The following is a 19,065-nucleotide window of genomic DNA, read 5'->3' as shown; positions in this document are numbered from 1 at the left end:
GGTTCAATGACCTATCAGCAGACCATCGCCGCCGCCGGCGAAGCAATCTCGACCTACGGTGCGAAGTGGGACGGCATCGAAGCCGAATCCGCGGCTCGCATGCGCCTCCAGAACCGGTTCCTGACCGGTATCGACATCGCCCGCTACACCGCCAAGGTGATGCGCGCCGACATGGCCGCCTATGACGCCGATCCGGCCAACTACACCCAGTCGCTGGGCTGCTGGCACGGCTTCATCGGGCAGCAGAAGCTGATCTCGATCAAGAAGCACTTCGGCACCACCAAGGGTCGTTACCTCTACCTGTCGGGCTGGATGGTTGCCGCCCTGCGCAGCGAATTCGGTCCGCTGCCCGACCAGTCGATGCACGAAAAGACCAGCGTCCCGGCGCTGATCGCGGAACTCTACACCTTCCTCAAGCAGGCTGATGCCCGCGAGCTGGGCATGATCTTCCGCGATCTCGACAAGGCACGCGAAGCAGGCAACGCAGTCGAAATCCAGCGTCTTCAGCACGTGATCGACAACTATGAAACCCATGTGGTTCCCATCGTTGCCGACATCGACGCCGGTTTCGGCAACGCCGAAGCGACCTACCTGCTTGCCAAGAAGTTCATCGAAGCAGGCGCTTGCTGCATCCAGATCGAAAACCAGGTCTCGGACGAAAAGCAGTGCGGTCACCAGGACGGCAAGGTTACCGTTCCGCACGAAGACTTCCTCGCGAAGATCCGCGCGGTCCGTTATGCCTTCCTCGAACTGGGCGTTGACGACGGCGTGATCGTGGCGCGTACCGACTCGCTCGGCGCGGGCCTGACCAAGCAGATCGCGGTTGTCCGTGAAGCGGGCGACATTGGCGACCAGTACAACAGCTTCCTCGACTGCGAAGCGGTCGACGCGGCCAACCTCGGCCACGGCGACGTGCTGATCAGCCGCAACGGCGAACTGCTGCGTCCCAAGCGTCTTCCCTCGAACCTCTTCCAGTTCCGTTCGGGAACCGGCGAGGACCGCGTTGTGCTCGACTGCATCACCAGCCTTCAGAACGGGGCCGACCTGCTCTGGATCGAAACCGAAAAGCCGCACATCGGTCAGATCGCCGGCATGGTGAACCGCATTCGCGAAGTCGTCCCGGGCGCCAAGCTCGTGTACAACAACTCGCCGAGCTTTAACTGGACGCTCAACTTCCGTCAGCAGGTGTTCGACGCCTGGACTGCGGAAGGGCGCGATGTGTCGGGTTATGACCGTGCGAAGCTGATGAGCGTCGACTACGACGGCACCGAACTTGCCACCGAAGCCGATGCCCGCATCCAGACCTTCCAGCGGGACGCGGCGCGTGAAGCGGGGATCTTCCATCACCTCATCACGCTTCCGACCTACCACACCGCGGCGCTCAGCACCGACACGCTCGCCAAGGGCTACTTCGGTGAAGAAGGCATGCTGGCTTATGTCGCCGGGGTGCAGCGTCGCGAAATCCGTGAAGGCCTGGCCTGCGTCAAGCACCAGAACATGGCCGGTTCGGACATGGGCGACGACCACAAGGAATACTTCGCGGGTGAAGCGGCTCTCAAGGCCGGCGGCGCTCACAACACGATGAACCAGTTCGCGGCATAATTTTGGGGGGCCATTCCGCATCCGCCCCAGGGTGGATGCGGAACAGGACGGCCCACCGGCTGCAGAAAATCAAGTTCGCGGCATTTTGCCACGAAGACTGAAGAAGGAGACTGAGCATGGCTGAACCTCAACGCGCTCGTGCGGTCCTCTCCACGGAGGACTTCCGGCTGATCCGCGAGGCTGTACTTTTCTATCTCAAGCACATCGAGGACACGCCGGAATCGGTGAAGTTCTCGAACCTCTACCACCGCCTTGGCAGCGCCATGGGCCGGTAAGAGGGCTTCAAACTGGTACTTTCCTGGGGAGGAAAGCGGGCCTGCGGTACCGACATGGTACCGCAGGCCTTTTCTTTTACGCATCGGAAGCGCGGTGTAACTAGGAAGTTGCCGCCGCTCGGAGCGCGGTGTCAGCTTTCGCCTGTTCCTCCAGGGATTTGCGAAAAGAGACTGTGCCATGGCCCCGTCGATGACATCCGATCTTGCTCCTGCCGATCTTGTCAGGGCCCTGGCGGCGCATTGTTCGGGGGATGCGCGGGCCTTGCCGGGGGCGTTCTATACGTCGCCGCAATTCCTGGCGCTGGAAGAAGACAGGCTGTTTCGTGACGGCTGGCTGTGCCTTGGCCGTGTGGACGAGACGCCGGATGCGGGCGATTACCGGACGATGACGGTGCTGGACGAGCCCTTGCTGATCGTGCGCGACGGCGAGGGGACGATCCGGGTTCTCTCCAACGTCTGTCGCCATCGGGCTGCGCTCGTCGCGCAAGGGAGCGGGAATGCGCCCGCTTTTTCCTGCCCCTATCACGCCTGGACTTATCGCCATGACGGCTCGCTGATCGGGGCGCCGATGATGCGGCAGGTCGCCGGGTTCGATCGCGCGGCTTGCGCCTTGCCCGAATTCCGCAGTGAGATCTGGGCGGGGTTCCTGTTCGTCAATCTGTCGGGCGAGGCCGGGCCGCTGGCGCCCGATCTTGCCGGGCTCGATCCGATCCTGCGCAATTATCACCCCGAAGCCATGCGTCATGCCGCCGTCGTCGAAGAGCGATGGGGCACCAACTGGAAATCGCTGTTCGAGAATTTCATGGAAGGGTACCACCTTTCGGTGGTTCACGAGGCCTCGCTCAAGCCGATCACGCCGACCGAGCTGTGCGAATATTTTCCCGGCGGTCCGGGCTTTACCGGTTACAGGGCGCATTATACCCCGGCGTGCCCCGATCGGGGCGATTGCCACCCCGACCTGACGCGCGAGGAACGGCGCTGTTCGGTGATGGTCGGGATCTTTCCGGGACTGGTCATGGGCGTCTGCCCGCACCAGGTTCTCTACATGGCGTTGTTGCCCGACGGCACCGACGGCGTCATCGCGCGTTGGGGCGTTGCCGTTCATGGCGAGATTGCGCCCGAAGAGCTCGAGCGGCGGCTCGATCTCTATCACGCGGCCAATTCCGAGGACAAGGCACAGCTCGAACGGGTGACTGTCGGGCTCAGGGCTCGGGCCTTTGCTCCGGGGTTGCTCGCTCCGGCCGATTACGAAGGGACGATCCGCGACTTTCAGCTTTATCTCGGGCGGATGCTTGTCGGGGTCGCGGCGGCGGAGGCTGCTGAATAGTCTTCCATCCAGGGTGTGACGGACCTTGCGGCGTCGTGACTCGGCGCCTGCTTGTTCGTGCGCGAAAGCCCCCTTGATCGTGGCTTTCCTGCCTCCCTTATAAGCGAAATCCTTTCGTGACTGCGGTAAACTCATGAAAAACAATATTTAAAAATTGGAATCGATTTGCGTACGCCATAGTCGTCATTCTTGACATAGGTGTACATGATTCATAATCTCCCCCTCATGGAAGCGCTTGAGGCAGGCTTCCGAAGCGTCCTTGCAAAGTGACCGGGGGGAGGAGTCCCGTCGCAGCAAAAGACGGGACGTGACCGGACCAGCGAGAGTTTCCACGCGCAGGGCAGGCAGGCCCGATGCGCATGAAAAGACACGTTCAATGCAATGAGGCAGCGCGCGGCATCGAGGGATTGCCACTTCTGCGATCGATGACCTGCGCCTGAAAAACATGGGGAATACAGAATGAAGCCGTGTGATGTCGCAACCCTTTGTTCAACCACATCTCTTTATTCTGGTGCATCCCCATCCCGAAGTGTGATGCTGGGCGCCATGCTGGCGGTCGGTGCGGCCATGATGCCGCTCGCCGCCCATGCCGAGGCAGCTCCGGTAACCGCAACCTCGGCCGCCGACGCGCCGGCGGCGCAGGAAATCGTCGTCACGGCCAATCGCCGGGACCAGAAGCTGGAAAGCGTTCCCTATTCGATGTCGGTGCTTGACGCCCGCGCGCTCGCCCATGCGGGGGTTACCGATCTCGCCTCGCTGACGCAGAGCATTCCGGGCCTCAGCATGTTCGACGCCGGTGCGCGCAATGCCGGTGCGACGGTTCCGATCATTCGCGGTATCAACGCCACCGGCTCGCCCACGCGCGGCTTCCGCAATTTCGAACAGAGCCCGGTCGGCGTCTACATCGGCAATTCGCCGGTCGAAGGCTATATCCAGCTTGACGACATCAAGCAGGTCGAAGTGCTGCGCGGTCCGCAGGGTACGCTTTATGGTGCCGGTTCGCTCGGCGGTGCGCTGCGTATCTTGCCCAATTCGCCAGAACTCGGCGTGTTCAAGGGCAATGCCGAAGCCAGCGTCGGCAAGGTCTCGCACGCGAGCGACCCCAGCTATACTTTCGGTGGCATGCTCAACATTCCGTTGACCAAGACGCTGGCGTTTCGCGGTTCGGCGAAATATTCCTACGATCCCGGCTTCATCGACGCCTATGGCCTGATGAAGACCGACGGCAGCGGCGTTTCGGCGATCCCGACGCTCGCGAACCCGGCCGATCCGGTCAACAGCTCGCCGGTCTATTACAACAAGAAGGACTGGAACTATCAGCGCACGCTGACCACGCGCGCGGCGCTGCTGTGGCAGCCTGTCGACGAGTTCAAGCTCGAGGTTTCCTACCTTCATTCCTATGTGAAGGGTGACGGCGGTCCGGTGGTGAACACCGACTATGCCGGTGGGGCGTCGGCGCTGGATTCGAGCTACGCGCTGCCTGCGGGCGGCAAGTACACCGCCTATTCGCGGATCGACCAGCCGTTCAACCGCAATACCAACCTGATCAGTGTCGATGCCAGCTATGACGCGGGCTTTGCGACACTGTCGACGACGACGACGATCCAGACCAGCACAGGACACACGCTCGAAGACAATACCTACGATCTCGCCGGGATCGCCAATGGTGCCTATCTTTCCTACTACGCGGGCGTTCCGGCCAATCCCCGCTTCGTCTACGATCAGGAATTCGACGACCACAACCACACCTTTGCGCAGGAATTGCGATTGGTGTCGAAGGGCGGGCCTGACAAGAAGATCGATTTCGCTCTGGGCGCGTTCTATGAAAACCAGAGCCGCAGCGGATCGTGGACCATTGCCGTTCCGGGGTCGCCCGAACGCTCGGTGGCACAGGGCTGCAACGGTCAGGCGGGCAGCGGCGCATCGTCGCCCTGTCTTGTCATCGCCAATCCGCAGGACATCAATTTCCAGCAGATCGACAACCAGCGCTTCACCGATTTCTCGGTCTTCGGCGAACTGACCTGGCACATCACGCACAAGTTGCAGATTACCGGCGGCCTGCGTCACTTCTCGCAGTGGTTCACCGACTCGCAGTCCTATGTGGACTATACGTTCCCGACCGATATTCCGGCCTCGCCGCACCGCTCGACGACCGGCAAGTTCATCGGCAAGGCGAACATCTCGTACGAGTGGTCGCATTCGCAGTTCGTCTATGCACTGTGGTCGCAAGGGTTCCGTCGCGGTGGTGCCAACTCGGTTCCGCTGACCGGGATTTTCCAGGAAAGTTCGCAGCTTGCGACCTACAAGTCGGACAAGACCAACAACTTCGAAGGCGGTTTCAAGGGGCACCTGCGCAACGGCTTCAACTACTCGATCGACGGTTTCTACATCAAGTGGTCGAACCCGCAGATCGCATCGAGCCTGCCGTCGGGCAACCTTGCCGTCTACAATGGCGTCTCCGCTTCATCCAAGGGCTTCGAAGCGGAAGTCAGCGGTCCGCTGCCGATCCGTGGGCTCACCTATTCGGTTAGTGCCGCTTATGCCGACGCGCGCCTGACCGCGCCGTTCTCGCTGCCCGCGAACAATGGTCATGGGGTGATTGTCGATGGCCTGATCTCGGGCGTTTCGGGTCAGCAGCTGCCCGGTAGCCCGAAGTTCAGCGCCGGGGCCAATCTGCAGTACACGACGCCGATCGCGCCGGGTTATCAGATGACGCTTAACCTCAACGGCAACTATCGCACGTCGGTCGCGATGGGCATTGCCAGCAGCCTCGGCACGACCACGGTTTCGCGGTCGACCGAATATGCGGTCCTCAATGCCTCGGCTGAAATCAAGCACGGCCTCTGGCGCGCGACGATCTATGCCAAGAACCTCGTCAACAGCCAGTGGGTGCTGGTCCCGCCGACGCAGGTCCATGAATTCAACAACCTGACCGACGATTATACCGTCAATCGTCCCCGCGAGATGGGCCTGCGGGTCTCGCGCGCGTTTTGATCGTCCGATTGGGAATTCCGGTGATGCCGGAATTCCCAAGAGGCCGCAACGGCCCACTCCCGCACCCGACCGCCCAATGATAGTATTCTGTGGGCGGTCGGGTGCGGGAGTGGGCCGTTGCGGCCTTTTTCAGCGAATTTTGAACTAAACCCCGATACCGTGCGCGCGCAGGGCTTTCGCCAGCGGCTCGAGCTGGTCGCGATAGTGGCCGATGCGATCGAGCGAGGTGCGATAGATCGGGCGCCGGACTTGCGCGGCGCTTGCGGTGAACGAGGCCGCGCGGTTGGTCTCGATGGCTGTTGCCTTGTCCTGCCAGGGGAGGCCGCAATGCGCGGCGGCGGAGGAGGACGTCGTTTCCGGTTCGGTCACGAGCGAGGCATAGTCGACTTCGTGCAAAGCTCCGCCCAGACGGTCTCGCCAATGGTCCATCAGCCGGTCGTAGGCGGCGTAATAGCGGGCGAGATCGTTGAAATTGTAGCTGAAGGGATAGGCCTCGCCGAACAGCGTGCGGAACATCGCAAAGCAGCTGTCGAGCGCGGGGCGGCGCAGCACGAGCAAGGCCGCATCGGGTAGCGCCTGCCGGATTGCGCCGAGGTAGAGGTAATTCATCGGCAGCTTTTCGATCACGGTCTCCGCATCCCGGCGCTCTGCGAGGCGTGCATAGGTTGCTCCGACAAGGGCGGGATCGGCACGCGCGGCGCGGGCAAAGATGTCTTCGGAACCCGGCGGTGTTGCCGACAGCAGGGCCCGGGCAAAATTGTCGGTTTCGCCGTTGCTGGCAACGCCGGGCAAGTTCGACAGCACGCGTTCGAGAAGGGTCGTGCCCGAGCGCGGCAGGCCGATGATGAAGACGAATTTCGCCCGGTCCTTGCGCGGTGTCGTCGGGATGACCGGGGCAAAGACTTCCGCAATGCGGGCAAGCTTGTGCTCGTCGGTGGCGACATCATAGGCCAGATGGCGACGGCGCACGGCAGCGGCCTCGGCAAACCAGCCGAAGGCTTCGTCGTAGGCGCCGATGTCGTCGAGTTCCTTGGCCAGCGCATAGCCGAGCGGAACGCGCGGCGGCGACCCGGGCGGAAGCGTCGCGAGCACTGCCCGCAGGCTTTCGACGTGGTTCGCCTCGGGCTTTTGCACGCGCAGTTCGGAGCGCAGCAGATAGCTTGAATAATGCGCCGGATCACAGGCGATGGCCCGGTCGCAGGCCGCCTCGGCCGCCTCCAGATGACCAAGGCCGCGCTCGCTGGCAGCAAGGTTGTACCACGCGCCTGCGGCATGGGGGGCAAGGTTGGCGGCACGACGATAGAGCGCATTGGCCTCGACGGGGCGATCGAGCCGGAGACAGGCATGGGCCAGCGTATCGCATCCGGCAGCATCCGCCTCGGGCAGGGCACTGGCGGCCTCGATCACGGAAAGCGCCTCGCGATCCTGCCCCAGATTGAGCAGGATCGCGGCGAGCAGGCCTTGTGCGGGCGTACACCGCGAAAGGCCCGCGACGGCCTTTCGGGCAAGGGGGAGGGCCTGGGCATGGCGCCCCGCGCGCATCAGTTCGTGCGCCTGGACGTGGGCTTGCGACTGCTCGGGGCTCATGCTGGTCCTACATCAGATCGCGGGGAATGGATTCACGCCATTCGCGCTTTGCCACGCATTCGTCATCCTCGAATACGGCGAGATCGCCGGAAAGGTGGAAATGGGTGGCATCGCTGTGCATGGCGGTGCGGATTTCGCTGCGCGTGCGCCAGCCGTCCCGACCCATGGCAAATGTCTGGTCGAGGACATAACGCGCCGACAGCGGATCGTCGTCGCGAATGGTGAGTTCGCGGCGCAGGCTGTGGGCGATCTCGGTCCCGATCTCGTCAAAGCGGATGACGCCTTCGCCGAAAACCCCGCCGACGGCATCGGTGACATACGTGTGCTCGCCGGTGACGTGATCCTGCTGGCTGTAACGGCGAATGGTGCCTTCCTCGATGCGGGTCATCGGGGTCATCGGGCCGTGCGCGGGCGGCAACATGGTGACGGTCGTCGGATGGTCGGGTAGACGCGGCAAAGTCAGGCTGCAAGCCTCGGCCCGGAGGCTGAGTTCGACATGAGTCGGCGTCGGCCAGATCATCGGCCAGTACGTGCTGGCGACGGCAAGGCGAATGCGGTGCCCCGGCAGGAAGCGGTGGCCGCAGGCATTGAGGTCGAAATCGACGAGATAGAATTGCCCCGGTTCGAGCGGGGCAGGGTTGGTATGGCTGTCGCGATGCGTCAGGTTGAACACCTGATAGGAAACCCGCGTGACGCGGCCGTCGGGCGCGACATCGCTGAGCCGCGCGACGACATGGGCGACCGGGGCGTCTGCGGCAATTTCGAGCGAAAGGCGCGGCGCGCCCAAAGTGGAGATTTCGGTTTCGAGCGGGGCCGTTTCGAACACGAGCGCGCCGCCATCGTCGAGCCGCTGGTCGGTGGGATGCTCGCCCGGACAGCCGGCACCCATCCATTCGCCGCCCGCGCGGCCATGGCTTTCAGGAGAGCGGATCGTGAGCAGGCCTTGCTTGCCCGCGTTTTTGTCTCCTGCGTTTTCGCCCAGCGAACCGTCAGCGCCGGTGTGCAGCACGAGCGGGGTTAGTTCGGGCGAGGGCCATTGCGCCAGCCCCACCCAGCGGCCGGGCATTTCGGTCCGGGTGCCTTCGGGTGCGACCGGGTCCTCGACATAGGCGCGCAGCTGCGGATCGTCCATCACACCGGTGTCGCGGCCTTTCAGCCAGTGGTCCCACCAGCGCACGGCTTCCTGCAGATAGCCGATCGCGGGGCCCGGAACGCCGTCGTGGGGATAGATGTGACCCCAGGGGCCGATGATCCCGCGGCAGGGCACATTGAGCCCGGCCAGAAGACGGGGCACCGAATTGGTATAGCTGTCGGCCCAGCCGCCGATGGTCAGGACCGGGCATACGATGGCGTCATAGTCGGTGCTGACCGAACCGTGCTGCCAATAGGCGTCGTAACGCTGGTGCGCGAGCCAGAGCGCGGGGAAGAACGGCATCTTTTCGATGCGTTCCAGCCAAGCGGCACGCCAGCTGTCGCCGACGATGGCCGGGTCGAGCGGTCGCGCCTGAAACGCGAGCATGATCGAGCCCCACCACAAGTTGTCGTTGAGCAGGCATCCGCCCATGTAGTGGATGTCGTCGGTAAAGCGGTTGTCGGTCGAGAACGTGGTGATGATCGCTTTCAACGCAGGAGGGCGGCGGGCGGCAACCTGAAGCGCGTTGAATCCGCTCCACGACTTGCCCTGCATGCCCACGGCCCCGTCGCACCACGGCTGTTGTGCGATCCAGGCGATGACTTCGAGGGCATCGTCCTGTTCGAGCGGCAGGTATTCGTCGGCCATGTGACCGTCCGATTCCCCCGACCCGCGCATGTCCACGCGCACGGCGGCATAGCCGTTCTGTGCGTAATAGCCGTGCATCGGTTCGTCCCGGCCGCGCGTCCCGTCCCGCTTGCGATAGGGGATATATTCGAGAATGGCCGGGACCGGATTGTCGAGGGCATCTTCGGGCAGCCACAGCCGCGCGGCGAGGCGACATCCGTCCTTCAACGTGATCCAGATATGCTCTTCGACGATGATATTCTTCGGGGTGGGGCTCTTCGCGGGCGTGCTCATGAGGGAACCTTGATGTTCGGGGGGATCAGCGGTGCGGGCGTTCGCGGCGATAGACGAGATCCTCGTAGCGTTCCCAGACGCCCGAGCCTGCCTTTGCGCCATATTGTTCCATGCGCAGGCCGTCGGGTTCGGTATGCCAGACGAGCCGGACGTCCCGACCGCGCGAGGGGATGACGGTATCGAACTGGAATGCGCCATCGGCGCGGCGTGCGCCCTTGAACAGGATCGCACCCCACTGGTTGTCGGCCCACATCTGCAGCCATTGCTGCCCATCGAAACGGTTGATGGAGAGCCCGGCGAGCGCGAACGGGGTGCCGGGGCGGCGATAGAGTGCGCCGGTGAAGCGCAAGTCCTCGCGGATCACGCAATGACCGTGGATGGCGCGGATGCGATCGTGGGCGACCGTCTTGCCGCTCTTGCCGTCGAGAACGCGCCAGTCGCCGATCCAGAAATCGAGCTGGCGATAGTCGGGGCCCGCGCAGGGCGCCTTGGGATCGATCATCGCGGACGCGCTGTCGGCGAGGGTCGAAGGAAGCGCGGTGGTCTCTGCACGCGCGGGAAGGGCGCCAAGAAGGAGAAGGGCCGCAACGGCGGTGGTACGGCGGAAAACGGTCATGGAATGCTTCTCCGGGGGCGTCATGCCGCAGCGCCGATGGTCCGGCGCATGGTGGTGCGCCCGGTCAGGATGATGGTCACGCAAACGCCCGTCAGCGCCGCGATCAGTACCCAGTAGGCAAGCGGGGACAGTGTGCCCCACAGGCCCCCGATCCAGCCGCTGGCGATGTTTCCGGCAAAGACGGTCAGATACCAGATCGCCATGGTCACCGCGTCGTGGCCTTCGGGAGCAAGCCGCGAATAGAGGCCCATCGCCGCCGGGCTGAAAAAGAGATCGCCCAGTTCCCACAGGAAGAAATAAATGAGCAGCGGTGCGATCGAGGGGCCCGACGAGCCCGACACGAGCGCGAGCACGGGCAGCAGCAATTGGGCGAGAAGGACGATGGTCGCCCCGATCAGCAGTTTGCGCACCGGATCGGGTTCGCGTCCGAGTTTCGCCTGCGCCGACCACCACCGCGTCAGGATTGGTGTGCCGAGCAGGACGACGGCGGGCGGAATGGCCTGAACCCAGCTCATCATGATGTCGTCGGGGGCCGCGACGATCCAGCGCATCAGGCTGTTGGCCTGTTGTTCGTAGCTGATCCACAGGAATACCGACGCGACGGTCAGGATCGCGAGCACACCCCAATGTCCGCCGGTGGAGTGTCCGCCGTTACCCACAGCGGTTTCGGGGCGCGCGGTCGCGATGCTTTGCGAGCGTTGCGGCCGGTCGGGCAGCCAGCGCGCACCGGCCATGTAAATGCCAAGGCCAAGCACCATGCCGACCGATGTCGCCTCGAACGCGGGGGCCCAGCCCCAGCGATCGGCGAGCCATGCGCAGAGCAGCGGGGCTGCGGTCGCGCCGATGTTGATACCGACATAGAACAGCGAGAAACCGCGTTCGCGCCGCTTGTCCTCAGGCGCATAGAGGTCGCCGACTTGCGCTCCGATATTGCCTTTGACGCCGCCCGTGCCGACGATCACCAGCAAGAGCGCGAGCAGGAAATAGCGATGTGAAGTCAGGATGATGTGGCCAGCCGCGATCAGCAGGCCGCCCGCGACGATGACTTTCTTCTTGCCGAACCAGCGGTCGGCGAGCCACCCGCCGATAAGCGGGGTGAAATAGACAAAACCGCTGTAAAGCCCATAGAGATGCGAGGCGAGCGCCTGCCATTGCGCGGACGTGGCATGGGCCGCGTCGAAGCCGAGCACTTGCGCGGTCAATCCAAAGCCGAGCATGTCCTGCGGGCGTTGGGCAAGGGCCACGGTGGTGAGATAGATGATCAGCAGCGCGCGCATTCCGTAAAAGGAAAAACGCTCCCACAATTCCACCGCGAACAGGACCGACAGCCCAGCCGGATGGCCGAAAAATTCGCGCGGGCGCACTGGCCCCTCTATCGTCTCACCCTCTGGCACCGGCATTGCATTCCCCGAATATCGTTCTTTTTTATCAGCGTTCGATGACGAGATCGCCCAGCGGCGTGGCGCAGCAGGGCAGGATCATCCCGGCATCGATCTCGCGCTGGCGGATGCCGCCGTTGTGCTTCATCTCGACTTTGCCGCTCACCAGCTTCGACTTGCACGTACCGCACAGGCCCGTCGCACAGGAAGAGGGCAGGACCACCCCCTGTGCGCGGGCGGCAGAGAGGATCGGCTGGCCTGCGCCAACGGCAATGGTCTTGCCCTGACGGCTGAACGTCACGCTGAACTGCGCGGCGCCTTCCGGTTCTGGTGCGTCAGGCAGATCGCCTGCGGCGTCGAAGCTTTCCTCCATGTAGCGGTCGGCGGGAAGGCCGAGTGTCGCACAGATCTCGCGCGCGGCGGCCATGAACGGCGCTGGGCCGCAGACCATGACCAGTCGCTCGGCAAGGTCGGGAACCGCAGCCTGGAGCAAGGGTGCCGAAATGCGCCCGACAAGTCCCTGCCACGCCTGTCCCATTGGAACCGTTTCGGGGAGCAGGACGGGGCGGAACGGTCCTGCTCCCTTGCTCATCGCCAGAAGATCGTCGGCAAAGGCCAGGTCGGCAGGCGTGCGGGCCGCCTCGATCAGCACAGTGTCAGGCATCCGGCATGCATCGGCATGGGCGCGGGCAATCGCCATCATCGGCGTGATGCCCGATCCCCCCGCCAGCAACAGCAGCTTGCCGCGATAGTCCGCCGGAGGCGTGAATACGCCGAGCGGCCCCATGGCGCGCAGCCGGTCACCGGGTTTGAGGTGATCGTGAAACCAGTTGGACACGCGCCCGTCGGCAACGCGCTTGACCGTGACGGCGATCGTGCGCGGCCGCATCGGCGAGGACGAGATCGAATAGCAACGCTGTTCGACGCTCTCGTCCAAAGGCACTTCGAATGTGAAGTACTGTCCGGGCTGGAAAGCGAAGGACTGGCCTTCGCTTCCCGCAAACGTGAACGTTGAAATGTCGTGCGTTTCGGCGTGAACGCCGATGCACACCAGTTCGCCGTCGGTTTCGCGATCCCAGAAACGCGTACCGGCTTCGCAACCGAGCGCAAGCACGCTCATCAGTACCCGTTGACGCGCATCTGGCGCACGTACCAACCGGCAAAGCTTTCGAGTTCGGTTTCGGCAAATTCCGAATAGGGGCCAGGCTCATAGGCCGGGTCGCTGACCCCGGCGTGCGAGCGTTCGACCAGTTCGGCGTCCTGATCCGTGGTGGCGACCCACACGCTGGTCAGGTGCTGGACGTCATAGTCGACGCCTTCGACCGCGTCCTTGTGAACCAGCCACTTGGTGCGCACGAGCGTGCGGTCGGGGCCGAGCGGGATGACCGTCGCGATCACCGCATGGTCGGCCATGAAGTGGTTCCAGGTGTTGTGCCCCCACAGATGCACGTCGCCCAGCATCTTGTCGGTCATCGTGCCGAGCAGTTTCTTGCAGGCGGCACGCGTGTCGGGCGACTGGCTTTCCCCTGCGCCGTTCATGAGCAGGCGCTGGGTGCGGAAATTGGTGTCGCCTTCGACGCGGGGAAGGACAGCGGCAGAGGGATAACCGGCCGCTTCCCACGCCATCGTCACTTCGGCAAAGCGCGCCTCGTGTGCATCGGCGCGTTCGCGATCGGCTTGGCTCAGCGCGGCCGGATCATATCCGAAATCGAGATCGATGAACGACAGGCACAGTTCGGGATGGTTGCCGAGGCAGTGATAGCATTCACGGTTGTTTTCGATCGTCAGCTTCCAGTTGCCGTTTTCGATCACGTCGCACTGGTAGGCGACTTTCGCATTGCGAATGTCATAGGGCGCCAGACGCGGTTCCATCGTTTCGATGAGCCGGTCGATGTCCTCGGGCGGATTGTCCGACAGACAGGCATAGACGAGGCCGCCGACCGAAACGAATTTCACCGGCTTGAGCGAACGGCAGCTCTTGTCGAAACCCTGGCCCATGTGGGGCGCATGCATCAGTTCGCCCGACAGTTCGTATGTCCACTGGTGATAGGGGCAGACCAGTTTCGAGACGATGGAGTTGCCCGCATTGAGCACCCGCGCACCGCGATGGCGGCAGACGTTGTGCAGGACGCGGATTTCGCCTTCGTCGTCGCGCAGCAGGATCAGGCTGCTTTTGCCGATGTCGAGGACATAGGCATCGCCCGGCTCGGGAACGTCGCATTCGAGGCCGACGGCGATCCAGTGATTACGGAAGAAGATCTCCATGTCCGCATCGAACACATCGGCGCGGGTATAGAGCCCGGCGGGCAGGGAGTGGCCGGGACGACGGTCGGCGACAAGGTCGGAAATGCTGGGATCGGGGCGGGTCATGTTCGCTCCTCTGGGGCAATTTCGGTGACTGTCGGTGATGATCGAAAGGGCTTCAACGGCACAAAGATTCATCTTTCGATTGAGAAAAAGTAATGCGAAAGTGCCTGCCTGTACAGCAGTGCGCACAAGCGCGCGGCGATGGGTCGAAAGGCAGGACATTGGCCAGTTTTCGTAAAGCGATCCCCTCGCTCAATGCGCTGGTCGCGCTCGAGGCGGCGGCGCGCCATCGCTCGATCACGCTTGCGGCGCAGGAACTGGGCGTGACGCAGGCCGCAGTCAGCCGCCAGATCGCCGCACTCGAAGCCGATCTTGGCACCTTGCTGTTCCAACGGCGGCACCGTGCGATCGTGCCGACCGACAATTGTCTCGAACTCGCGACTTCGCTTGCCACCAGTTTTTCTGGCATTCGCCAGTCGGTTGAGCAGGCGCGGGCGAGGGCCATTTCGCAAGTGGTGACGATCGGCACCACGCTTGCCTTTTCGACCCTGTGGCTGATGCCGCGCTTGCGCGCGTTTCGCGATGCCTTTCCCGACGTGCAGGTGCGGCTGGTCTCGCGCGACAGCCGGATCGGTCTGGAGAGCGGGGAAGTCGATGTGCTGGTGCGTTTCGGAGTGCCGCCCTTTGACGACGGGCGCCTGATGGGAACGCGGACGGACGTGCTGTTTCCGGTCTGCTCCCCGACCTTTGCCGCGCGGGCGGGGGATGGTGACGCTTTCATCGAGCGGGCCGCCGACCTCATCGAAAACGACGTGTCCGATCGGCAGTGGTATTCGTGGCAGACGTGGCTGACCCGCGTTGGCCTGCCCAAAACGAGCGTATCCCCGGCCATGCGTTTCAACCATTACACCGACGCGGTCGAGGCGGCCCGGGCGGGGCAGGGAGTCGCGCTCGGCTGGAGCGCCTTGTGCGAACGCTATATCCGGGACGGCAGCCTGGTCCGGCTGGGATCGCGCGAAGTCCTGCCCGAAGGCATGTACACCGTGCTGGTGCCGGCACGCCGCCGCTCCACCCCGGTAGGCGAGCAAGTGGCGCGCTGGCTGGCCGAGGAACTCAAGGCGGAGGGCTGAGTTCCTCGGGTTTCCAATGAGCGGCCCCGGCCCTCTCCCCCACCCGGCGGATTTTGAATCAGACTCTCAGAGATCTTTCACCAGGCGCAGCGCGTCATAGATCGCCGCGTGGGTATTGCGCGCCGCAACCGCGTCGCCGATGCGATAGAGTTCGAAGCGGCCCTCGGGATTGCGATGGCCTTCACCCTGCGGCTTGCCCGCGATCAGGGCGGGGTAGTCCACCGCGCCGAGATTGGACGACAACGGCTTGAGCGCGAAATAGAGGTCGTCGAGCGGCAGCGTGCCGTGATTGACGACGATCTGGTCGAACAGGCGTTCCTGACGCAAGTCGCCGTAATCGCTGCCGATCACCGCTTTCAGACGATTGCCTTCGCGCTCGACGCTCTTGAGCGAGTAAGTGACGGTGAAAGTCGTCTTCCCCTTTTGCAGCGAGCGCATGTAGGGAACGAGGTTCATCGCCATGACTTCGGGGGCAAAGGCGCGGTCCGGGGTCATGATTTCGACCCGCGAGCCTGCTGCGACGGCAACTTCGGCGGCCTGAAGCCCGGCATGGTCGCCCGCGTCGTCATAGACGAGCACTTCGGCGCCCGGCTTCACGTCGCCGGAAATCAGGTCCCATGCCGTGACGACCAGATCCGCGCCGTTTTCGAGCGGGACCCCGTCGGCAAGGCCGCCCGTCGCCACGATCACCACGTCGGCCGCTTCGGCAAGGATGGTGTCCTCGTCGGCCCAGGTGTTGAAGGAAAAGCGCACGCCCTGTTCGAGGCAGCGTTCGAGGCGCCAGTCGATGATCTGCATCATCTCGCGGCGGCGGGGGCTTTGGGCGGTCAGGCGCACCTGTCCACCGGCATTGTTGGCCGCCTCGATCACCAGTGTGTCGTGCCCGCGCGCCGAAGCGACGCGTGCGGCTTCGAGACCGGCGGGGCCTGCGCCGACGATCACCACCTTGCGCTTGGTCGCGGCGGGCGGGATGTCGTGCGGCATGGTCAGTTCGCGACCTGTCGCCGGGTTGTGGATGCAGAATGCCGCGCCACCCTGATAGATGCGGTCGAGGCAATAGTTCGCGCCGACGCAGGGGCGGATGGTGTGTTCGCTGCCCGAGACGATCTTGCGGACGATATGCGGGTCGGCCATGTGCGCACGGGTCATGCCGATCATGTCGACCGCGCCGCTTTCGACAGCATAGCGTGCGGTCGCAACGTCCTGGATCTTGGCGGCATGGAACACCGGCAGCCCGGTCGCCTCGCGCACCCGTCGGGCGCTGTCGAGATGGGGCGCGCTCGCCATCCCCTGAATGGGGATGAGGTCGGTGAGGCCTGCGTCATGGGCGATATGGCCGCGCACGACATTGAGGAAATCGACGAGGCCGGAGGCTTCGAGCCGCTTGGCGATCTCGATTCCCTGGGCTTCGCCATAGCCGCCTTCGACTGTTTCCTCGGCAGAGAAGCGGACGCCGAGCAGCATCTCGGGGCCGACGGCCTTGCGGACGGCCTCGATCACGGTCAGCGGGAAACGCATCCGGTTTTCAAGGCTGCCGCCCCAAGGTTCGGGCAGGTCGTTGGTAAGCGGCGACCAGAACTGGTCGAGCAGGTGGCCGTAAGCCTCGAACTCGATCCCGTCGAGCCCGGCGGCCTTCACGCGTTCGGCAGCCGCGACATAGTCCGCGACGATGCGGTCCATGTCCCAGTCCTCAATCCGCTTGGGGAATGCGCGGTGGGCCGGTTCACGTTGCAGCGACGAAGTCACCACGGGCAGCCAGTCGGCCTTGTCCCACCGCGTGCGGCGTCCCAGATGCGACAGCTGGATCATGATCGCCGCGCCTGCATCGTGCACTTCGTCGGCCATCGCCGCGAGCCAGGGCACGATCTCATCCTTCCACATCAGCAGATTGCTGAACACCGGCGGACTGTCGAGCGAAGTCGAGGCCGAGCCAGCCGTCATGGTCAGCGCAATGCCCGCTTTCGCGCGTTCGACGTGATAGGCCCGGTACCGGTCGGTGGGCAGCCCATCGTCGGAATAGGCCGGCTCGTGCGCAGTGGTAATTATCCGGTTGCGCAAGGTGAGGTGTTTGATCGAATAGGGCTGGAGTAGGGGGTCGAGCGACATGGCATGCCTTTGTGAGTTTCCGAATGCACATCATATCTGTTCACATGTGTCAAGGCAGTGGTCATGAATGAACATTCAAAGGGCGGCGCGCCGGTGAAACGCGCGGGCGCTGCACGTCCTTCCGGGGCGAAATCACTTCCCGACGCGAGCCGGGGGTCGCGCGACCTGTGGCTTGATGCTGCATGCGAAATGCTTTTGCAGCAAGGGGTTGCCTCGGTCATGATTCTGCCGCTGTCCAAGCGGCTCAATCTTTCCCGGACGAGTTTCTACTGGTTCTTCGCCGATCGCGAGGAATTGCTCGACGCGCTGATCGAACGCTGGCGCGACCGCAATACCGGCGCCGTTTGCAGGCAGATGGAGGCCTATGCCGAAAGCGCGGGCGAGGGGGTTCTGAATCTTTTCGACTGCTGGCTCGATCCCCGCCTGTTCGACACCAAGTTCGAGTTCGCCGTGCGCAGCTGGGCCTTGCAAAGCGACGCGGTCGCCGCCGAGATCAAGGCGGCCGACAACCAGCGACTGGAAGCGATCACCGCGATGCTTACCCGGTTCGGCTATGCGCCGGTCGAGGCCGATGTGCGCGCCCGCACGATCTACCTGACCCAGATCGGCTATATCACCATGCAGACCGAGGAAACGCTCGACGTGCGCATGAAGCGCATTCCGACTTACGTCGAAATCTTCACTGGGCGCGTCGCGGAAAAGCGGGAACTGGACCGCTTCTACGGCCGCCACCGCTACAAGCCGGAGATTTAGGCCTCCGCGACCACTTCGCGGATGCAGGTGGCAAGGGCGCGTGCCGGACCCGTCAGTTGGTGTTGCGCCGGGCGGGCGAGGACCACGCCCTGACGCACGCGGTTGTCGCGCAAGGGGAGGCGGCGGATCGCGGCGTCCTCGCAGGCGTGGCTGGCGGTCTGTCGCGTCACCAGCACCGATACGCCAAGCCCTGCCGCGACCATGCCGAGTGCCATGTCGATCGAGGGCGTGCGATAGGCGATGCGGGCTTCGCGTCCTTCGGCGCGGAAGACCGAGAGCAGGAATTCGCGGCTCTGCGGCAAGTCGATCAGGATGAAGGGTTCCTGCGCCAGCAAGGCGACCGGCACGGACGGTAATGCGGCCAGCCGATGCCCGGCGGGGAGCACGGCATGGGGTTCGAGTTCCGCCAGCGTCTCGGTCGCGGCATGGGGGGAGGGGGACACGGCATAGGAAAGCGCCAGTTCGATCGTGCCGGTTTCGATCAGGCGATTGAGGTCGGACAGATCCCCTTCGCGCAAGGTCACATGGATCTGGGGATGGCGGTCGGCCATCCGGCGCAGGATCTGCGGGACATAGAGCGGCCCGAGGGTTGAGAAATACCCGAAGGTGACTTCTCCGGCTGGGCCCTCGTCAGCCGCTTCGGTGCGCGCAAAGGTTGCAAGACGGGCTGCGATCTCGCGCGCCTCGCCCAGTTTGCGCAAGCCGAAAGCTGTCGGGGCAAGGCCGCGTGCCGACTGGCGCAGGAACAACGGTTGACCCAGCAGTGTTTCGAGTTCGCGCAAGGCCACCGAGACCGACGGTTGCGAGAGCGCCAGCGCCCGCGCGGCCGCAGCCGTGCTGCCGTGAGCGGCGACCGCGAGAAAGACGCGGATGTGGCGGGTGGAAACGGCTATAGTCACAGCCTATTGTGATAATGTGAATTGAATATTTTTTCTA

14 protein-coding genes are annotated in these 19,065 nt (G+C 63.8%); 6 read left to right on the top strand and 8 right to left on the bottom strand.

All coding sequences use genetic code 11. The features are described 5' to 3' along the window. Positions 1-6: 6 nt before the first annotated feature. From Y88_RS14475 to Y88_RS14465, 4 genes are all read left to right on the top strand, one after another. On the top strand, positions 7-1,602 hold the full coding sequence (locus tag Y88_RS14475) for an isocitrate lyase (RefSeq protein ID WP_008070579.1): 1,596 nt from the start codon (positions 7-9) through the stop codon (positions 1,600-1,602). Positions 1,603-1,718: 116 nt separating this feature from the next. Next, positions 1,719-1,877 (top strand): hypothetical protein, encoded by a 159-nt coding sequence (locus Y88_RS19410; protein ID WP_008070577.1) that lies wholly within the window; start codon positions 1,719-1,721, stop codon positions 1,875-1,877. A 178-nt stretch (positions 1,878-2,055) separates the two neighbouring features. After that, complete coding sequence (locus Y88_RS14470; protein WP_008070576.1) at positions 2,056-3,204, top strand: aromatic ring-hydroxylating oxygenase subunit alpha; 1,149 nt, start codon at positions 2,056-2,058, stop codon at positions 3,202-3,204. A 534-nt stretch (positions 3,205-3,738) separates the two neighbouring features. Then, the gene (locus Y88_RS14465) at positions 3,739-6,198 is read left to right on the top strand and encodes a TonB-dependent receptor (protein ID WP_018075820.1); all 2,460 of its coding nucleotides are present in this window, start codon (positions 3,739-3,741) and stop codon (positions 6,196-6,198) included. A 144-nt stretch (positions 6,199-6,342) separates the two neighbouring features. On the opposite strand, the gene Y88_RS14460 is transcribed toward Y88_RS14465, so the two are convergent. From Y88_RS14460 to Y88_RS14435, 6 genes are all read right to left on the bottom strand, one after another. Next, positions 6,343-7,785 (bottom strand): tetratricopeptide repeat-containing sulfotransferase family protein, encoded by a 1,443-nt coding sequence (locus Y88_RS14460; protein WP_008070572.1) that lies wholly within the window; start codon positions 7,783-7,785, stop codon positions 6,343-6,345. Positions 7,786-7,792: 7 nt separating this feature from the next. After that, positions 7,793-9,838: a CocE/NonD family hydrolase gene (locus tag Y88_RS14455; RefSeq protein ID WP_008070570.1), complete on the bottom strand. Its 2,046-nt coding sequence runs from the start codon at positions 9,836-9,838 to the stop codon at positions 7,793-7,795. 25 nt (positions 9,839-9,863) lie between these two features. Further along, positions 9,864-10,454: a hypothetical protein gene (locus Y88_RS14450; protein WP_008070568.1), complete on the bottom strand. Its 591-nt coding sequence runs from the start codon at positions 10,452-10,454 to the stop codon at positions 9,864-9,866. Between the two features lie 20 nt (positions 10,455-10,474). Further along, positions 10,475-11,818, bottom strand: a complete 1,344-nt coding sequence (locus tag Y88_RS14445) for a peptide MFS transporter (RefSeq protein WP_008070566.1) — start codon at positions 11,816-11,818, stop codon at positions 10,475-10,477. Positions 11,819-11,882: 64 nt separating this feature from the next. Beyond that, positions 11,883-12,953: a hybrid-cluster NAD(P)-dependent oxidoreductase gene (locus tag Y88_RS14440; protein ID WP_008070564.1), complete on the bottom strand. Its 1,071-nt coding sequence runs from the start codon at positions 12,951-12,953 to the stop codon at positions 11,883-11,885. Further along, the gene (locus tag Y88_RS14435; RefSeq protein ID WP_008070562.1) at positions 12,953-14,203 is read right to left on the bottom strand and encodes an aromatic ring-hydroxylating oxygenase subunit alpha; all 1,251 of its coding nucleotides are present in this window, start codon (positions 14,201-14,203) and stop codon (positions 12,953-12,955) included. The genes Y88_RS14440 and Y88_RS14435 overlap by 1 nt, the downstream gene beginning before the upstream one ends. Before the next feature lie 158 nt (positions 14,204-14,361). Between Y88_RS14435 and Y88_RS14430 the strand changes: the two genes are divergently transcribed. Further along, positions 14,362-15,270, top strand: a complete 909-nt coding sequence (locus Y88_RS14430; RefSeq protein ID WP_008070561.1) for a LysR substrate-binding domain-containing protein — start codon at positions 14,362-14,364, stop codon at positions 15,268-15,270. Positions 15,271-15,336: 66 nt separating this feature from the next. On the opposite strand, the gene Y88_RS14425 is transcribed toward Y88_RS14430, so the two are convergent. After that, a complete protein-coding gene (locus Y88_RS14425; RefSeq protein ID WP_008070559.1) occupies positions 15,337-17,376 on the bottom strand; it encodes an NADH:flavin oxidoreductase in 2,040 nt (679 codons plus the stop codon). 63 nt (positions 17,377-17,439) lie between these two features. On the opposite strand from Y88_RS14425, the gene Y88_RS14420 reads away from it, so the two are divergent. After that, a complete protein-coding gene (locus Y88_RS14420; protein WP_018075821.1) occupies positions 17,440-18,129 on the top strand; it encodes a TetR/AcrR family transcriptional regulator in 690 nt (229 codons plus the stop codon). On the opposite strand, the gene Y88_RS14415 is transcribed toward Y88_RS14420, so the two are convergent. Then, the gene (locus Y88_RS14415) at positions 18,126-19,028 is read right to left on the bottom strand and encodes a LysR substrate-binding domain-containing protein (protein WP_008070548.1); all 903 of its coding nucleotides are present in this window, start codon (positions 19,026-19,028) and stop codon (positions 18,126-18,128) included. The two genes, Y88_RS14420 and Y88_RS14415, sit on opposite strands and share 4 nt — an antisense overlap. Positions 19,029-19,065 lie beyond the last annotated feature (37 nt).

The sequence above is a fragment of the Novosphingobium nitrogenifigens DSM 19370 genome (assembly GCF_000192575.1).
GTDB classification, from domain to species: Bacteria; Pseudomonadota; Alphaproteobacteria; order Sphingomonadales; family Sphingomonadaceae; genus Novosphingobium; species Novosphingobium nitrogenifigens.
The sequence above is the reverse complement of the archived record's forward strand: the minus strand, read 5'-3'. Positions and strand labels throughout refer to the sequence as shown.

Coding starts and splice junctions, on each gene's coding strand:
- Y88_RS14475 (WP_008070579.1), top strand. CDS start 7: ATGACCTATCAGCAGACCATCGCCGCCGCCGGCGAAGCAATCTCGACC.
- Y88_RS19410 (WP_008070577.1), top strand. CDS start 1,719: ATGGCTGAACCTCAACGCGCTCGTGCGGTCCTCTCCACGGAGGACTTC.
- Y88_RS14470 (WP_008070576.1), top strand. CDS start 2,056: ATGGCCCCGTCGATGACATCCGATCTTGCTCCTGCCGATCTTGTCAGG.
- Y88_RS14465 (WP_018075820.1), top strand. CDS start 3,739: ATGCTGGGCGCCATGCTGGCGGTCGGTGCGGCCATGATGCCGCTCGCC.
- Y88_RS14460 (WP_008070572.1), bottom strand. CDS start 7,785: ATGAGCCCCGAGCAGTCGCAAGCCCACGTCCAGGCGCACGAACTGATG.
- Y88_RS14455 (WP_008070570.1), bottom strand. CDS start 9,838: ATGAGCACGCCCGCGAAGAGCCCCACCCCGAAGAATATCATCGTCGAA.
- Y88_RS14450 (WP_008070568.1), bottom strand. CDS start 10,454: ATGACCGTTTTCCGCCGTACCACCGCCGTTGCGGCCCTTCTCCTTCTT.
- Y88_RS14440 (WP_008070564.1), bottom strand. CDS start 12,953: ATGAGCGTGCTTGCGCTCGGTTGCGAAGCCGGTACGCGTTTCTGGGAT.
- Y88_RS14435 (WP_008070562.1), bottom strand. CDS start 14,203: ATGACCCGCCCCGATCCCAGCATTTCCGACCTTGTCGCCGACCGTCGT.
- Y88_RS14425 (WP_008070559.1), bottom strand. CDS start 17,376: ATGTCGCTCGACCCCCTACTCCAGCCCTATTCGATCAAACACCTCACC.
- Y88_RS14420 (WP_018075821.1), top strand. CDS start 17,440: ATGAATGAACATTCAAAGGGCGGCGCGCCGGTGAAACGCGCGGGCGCT.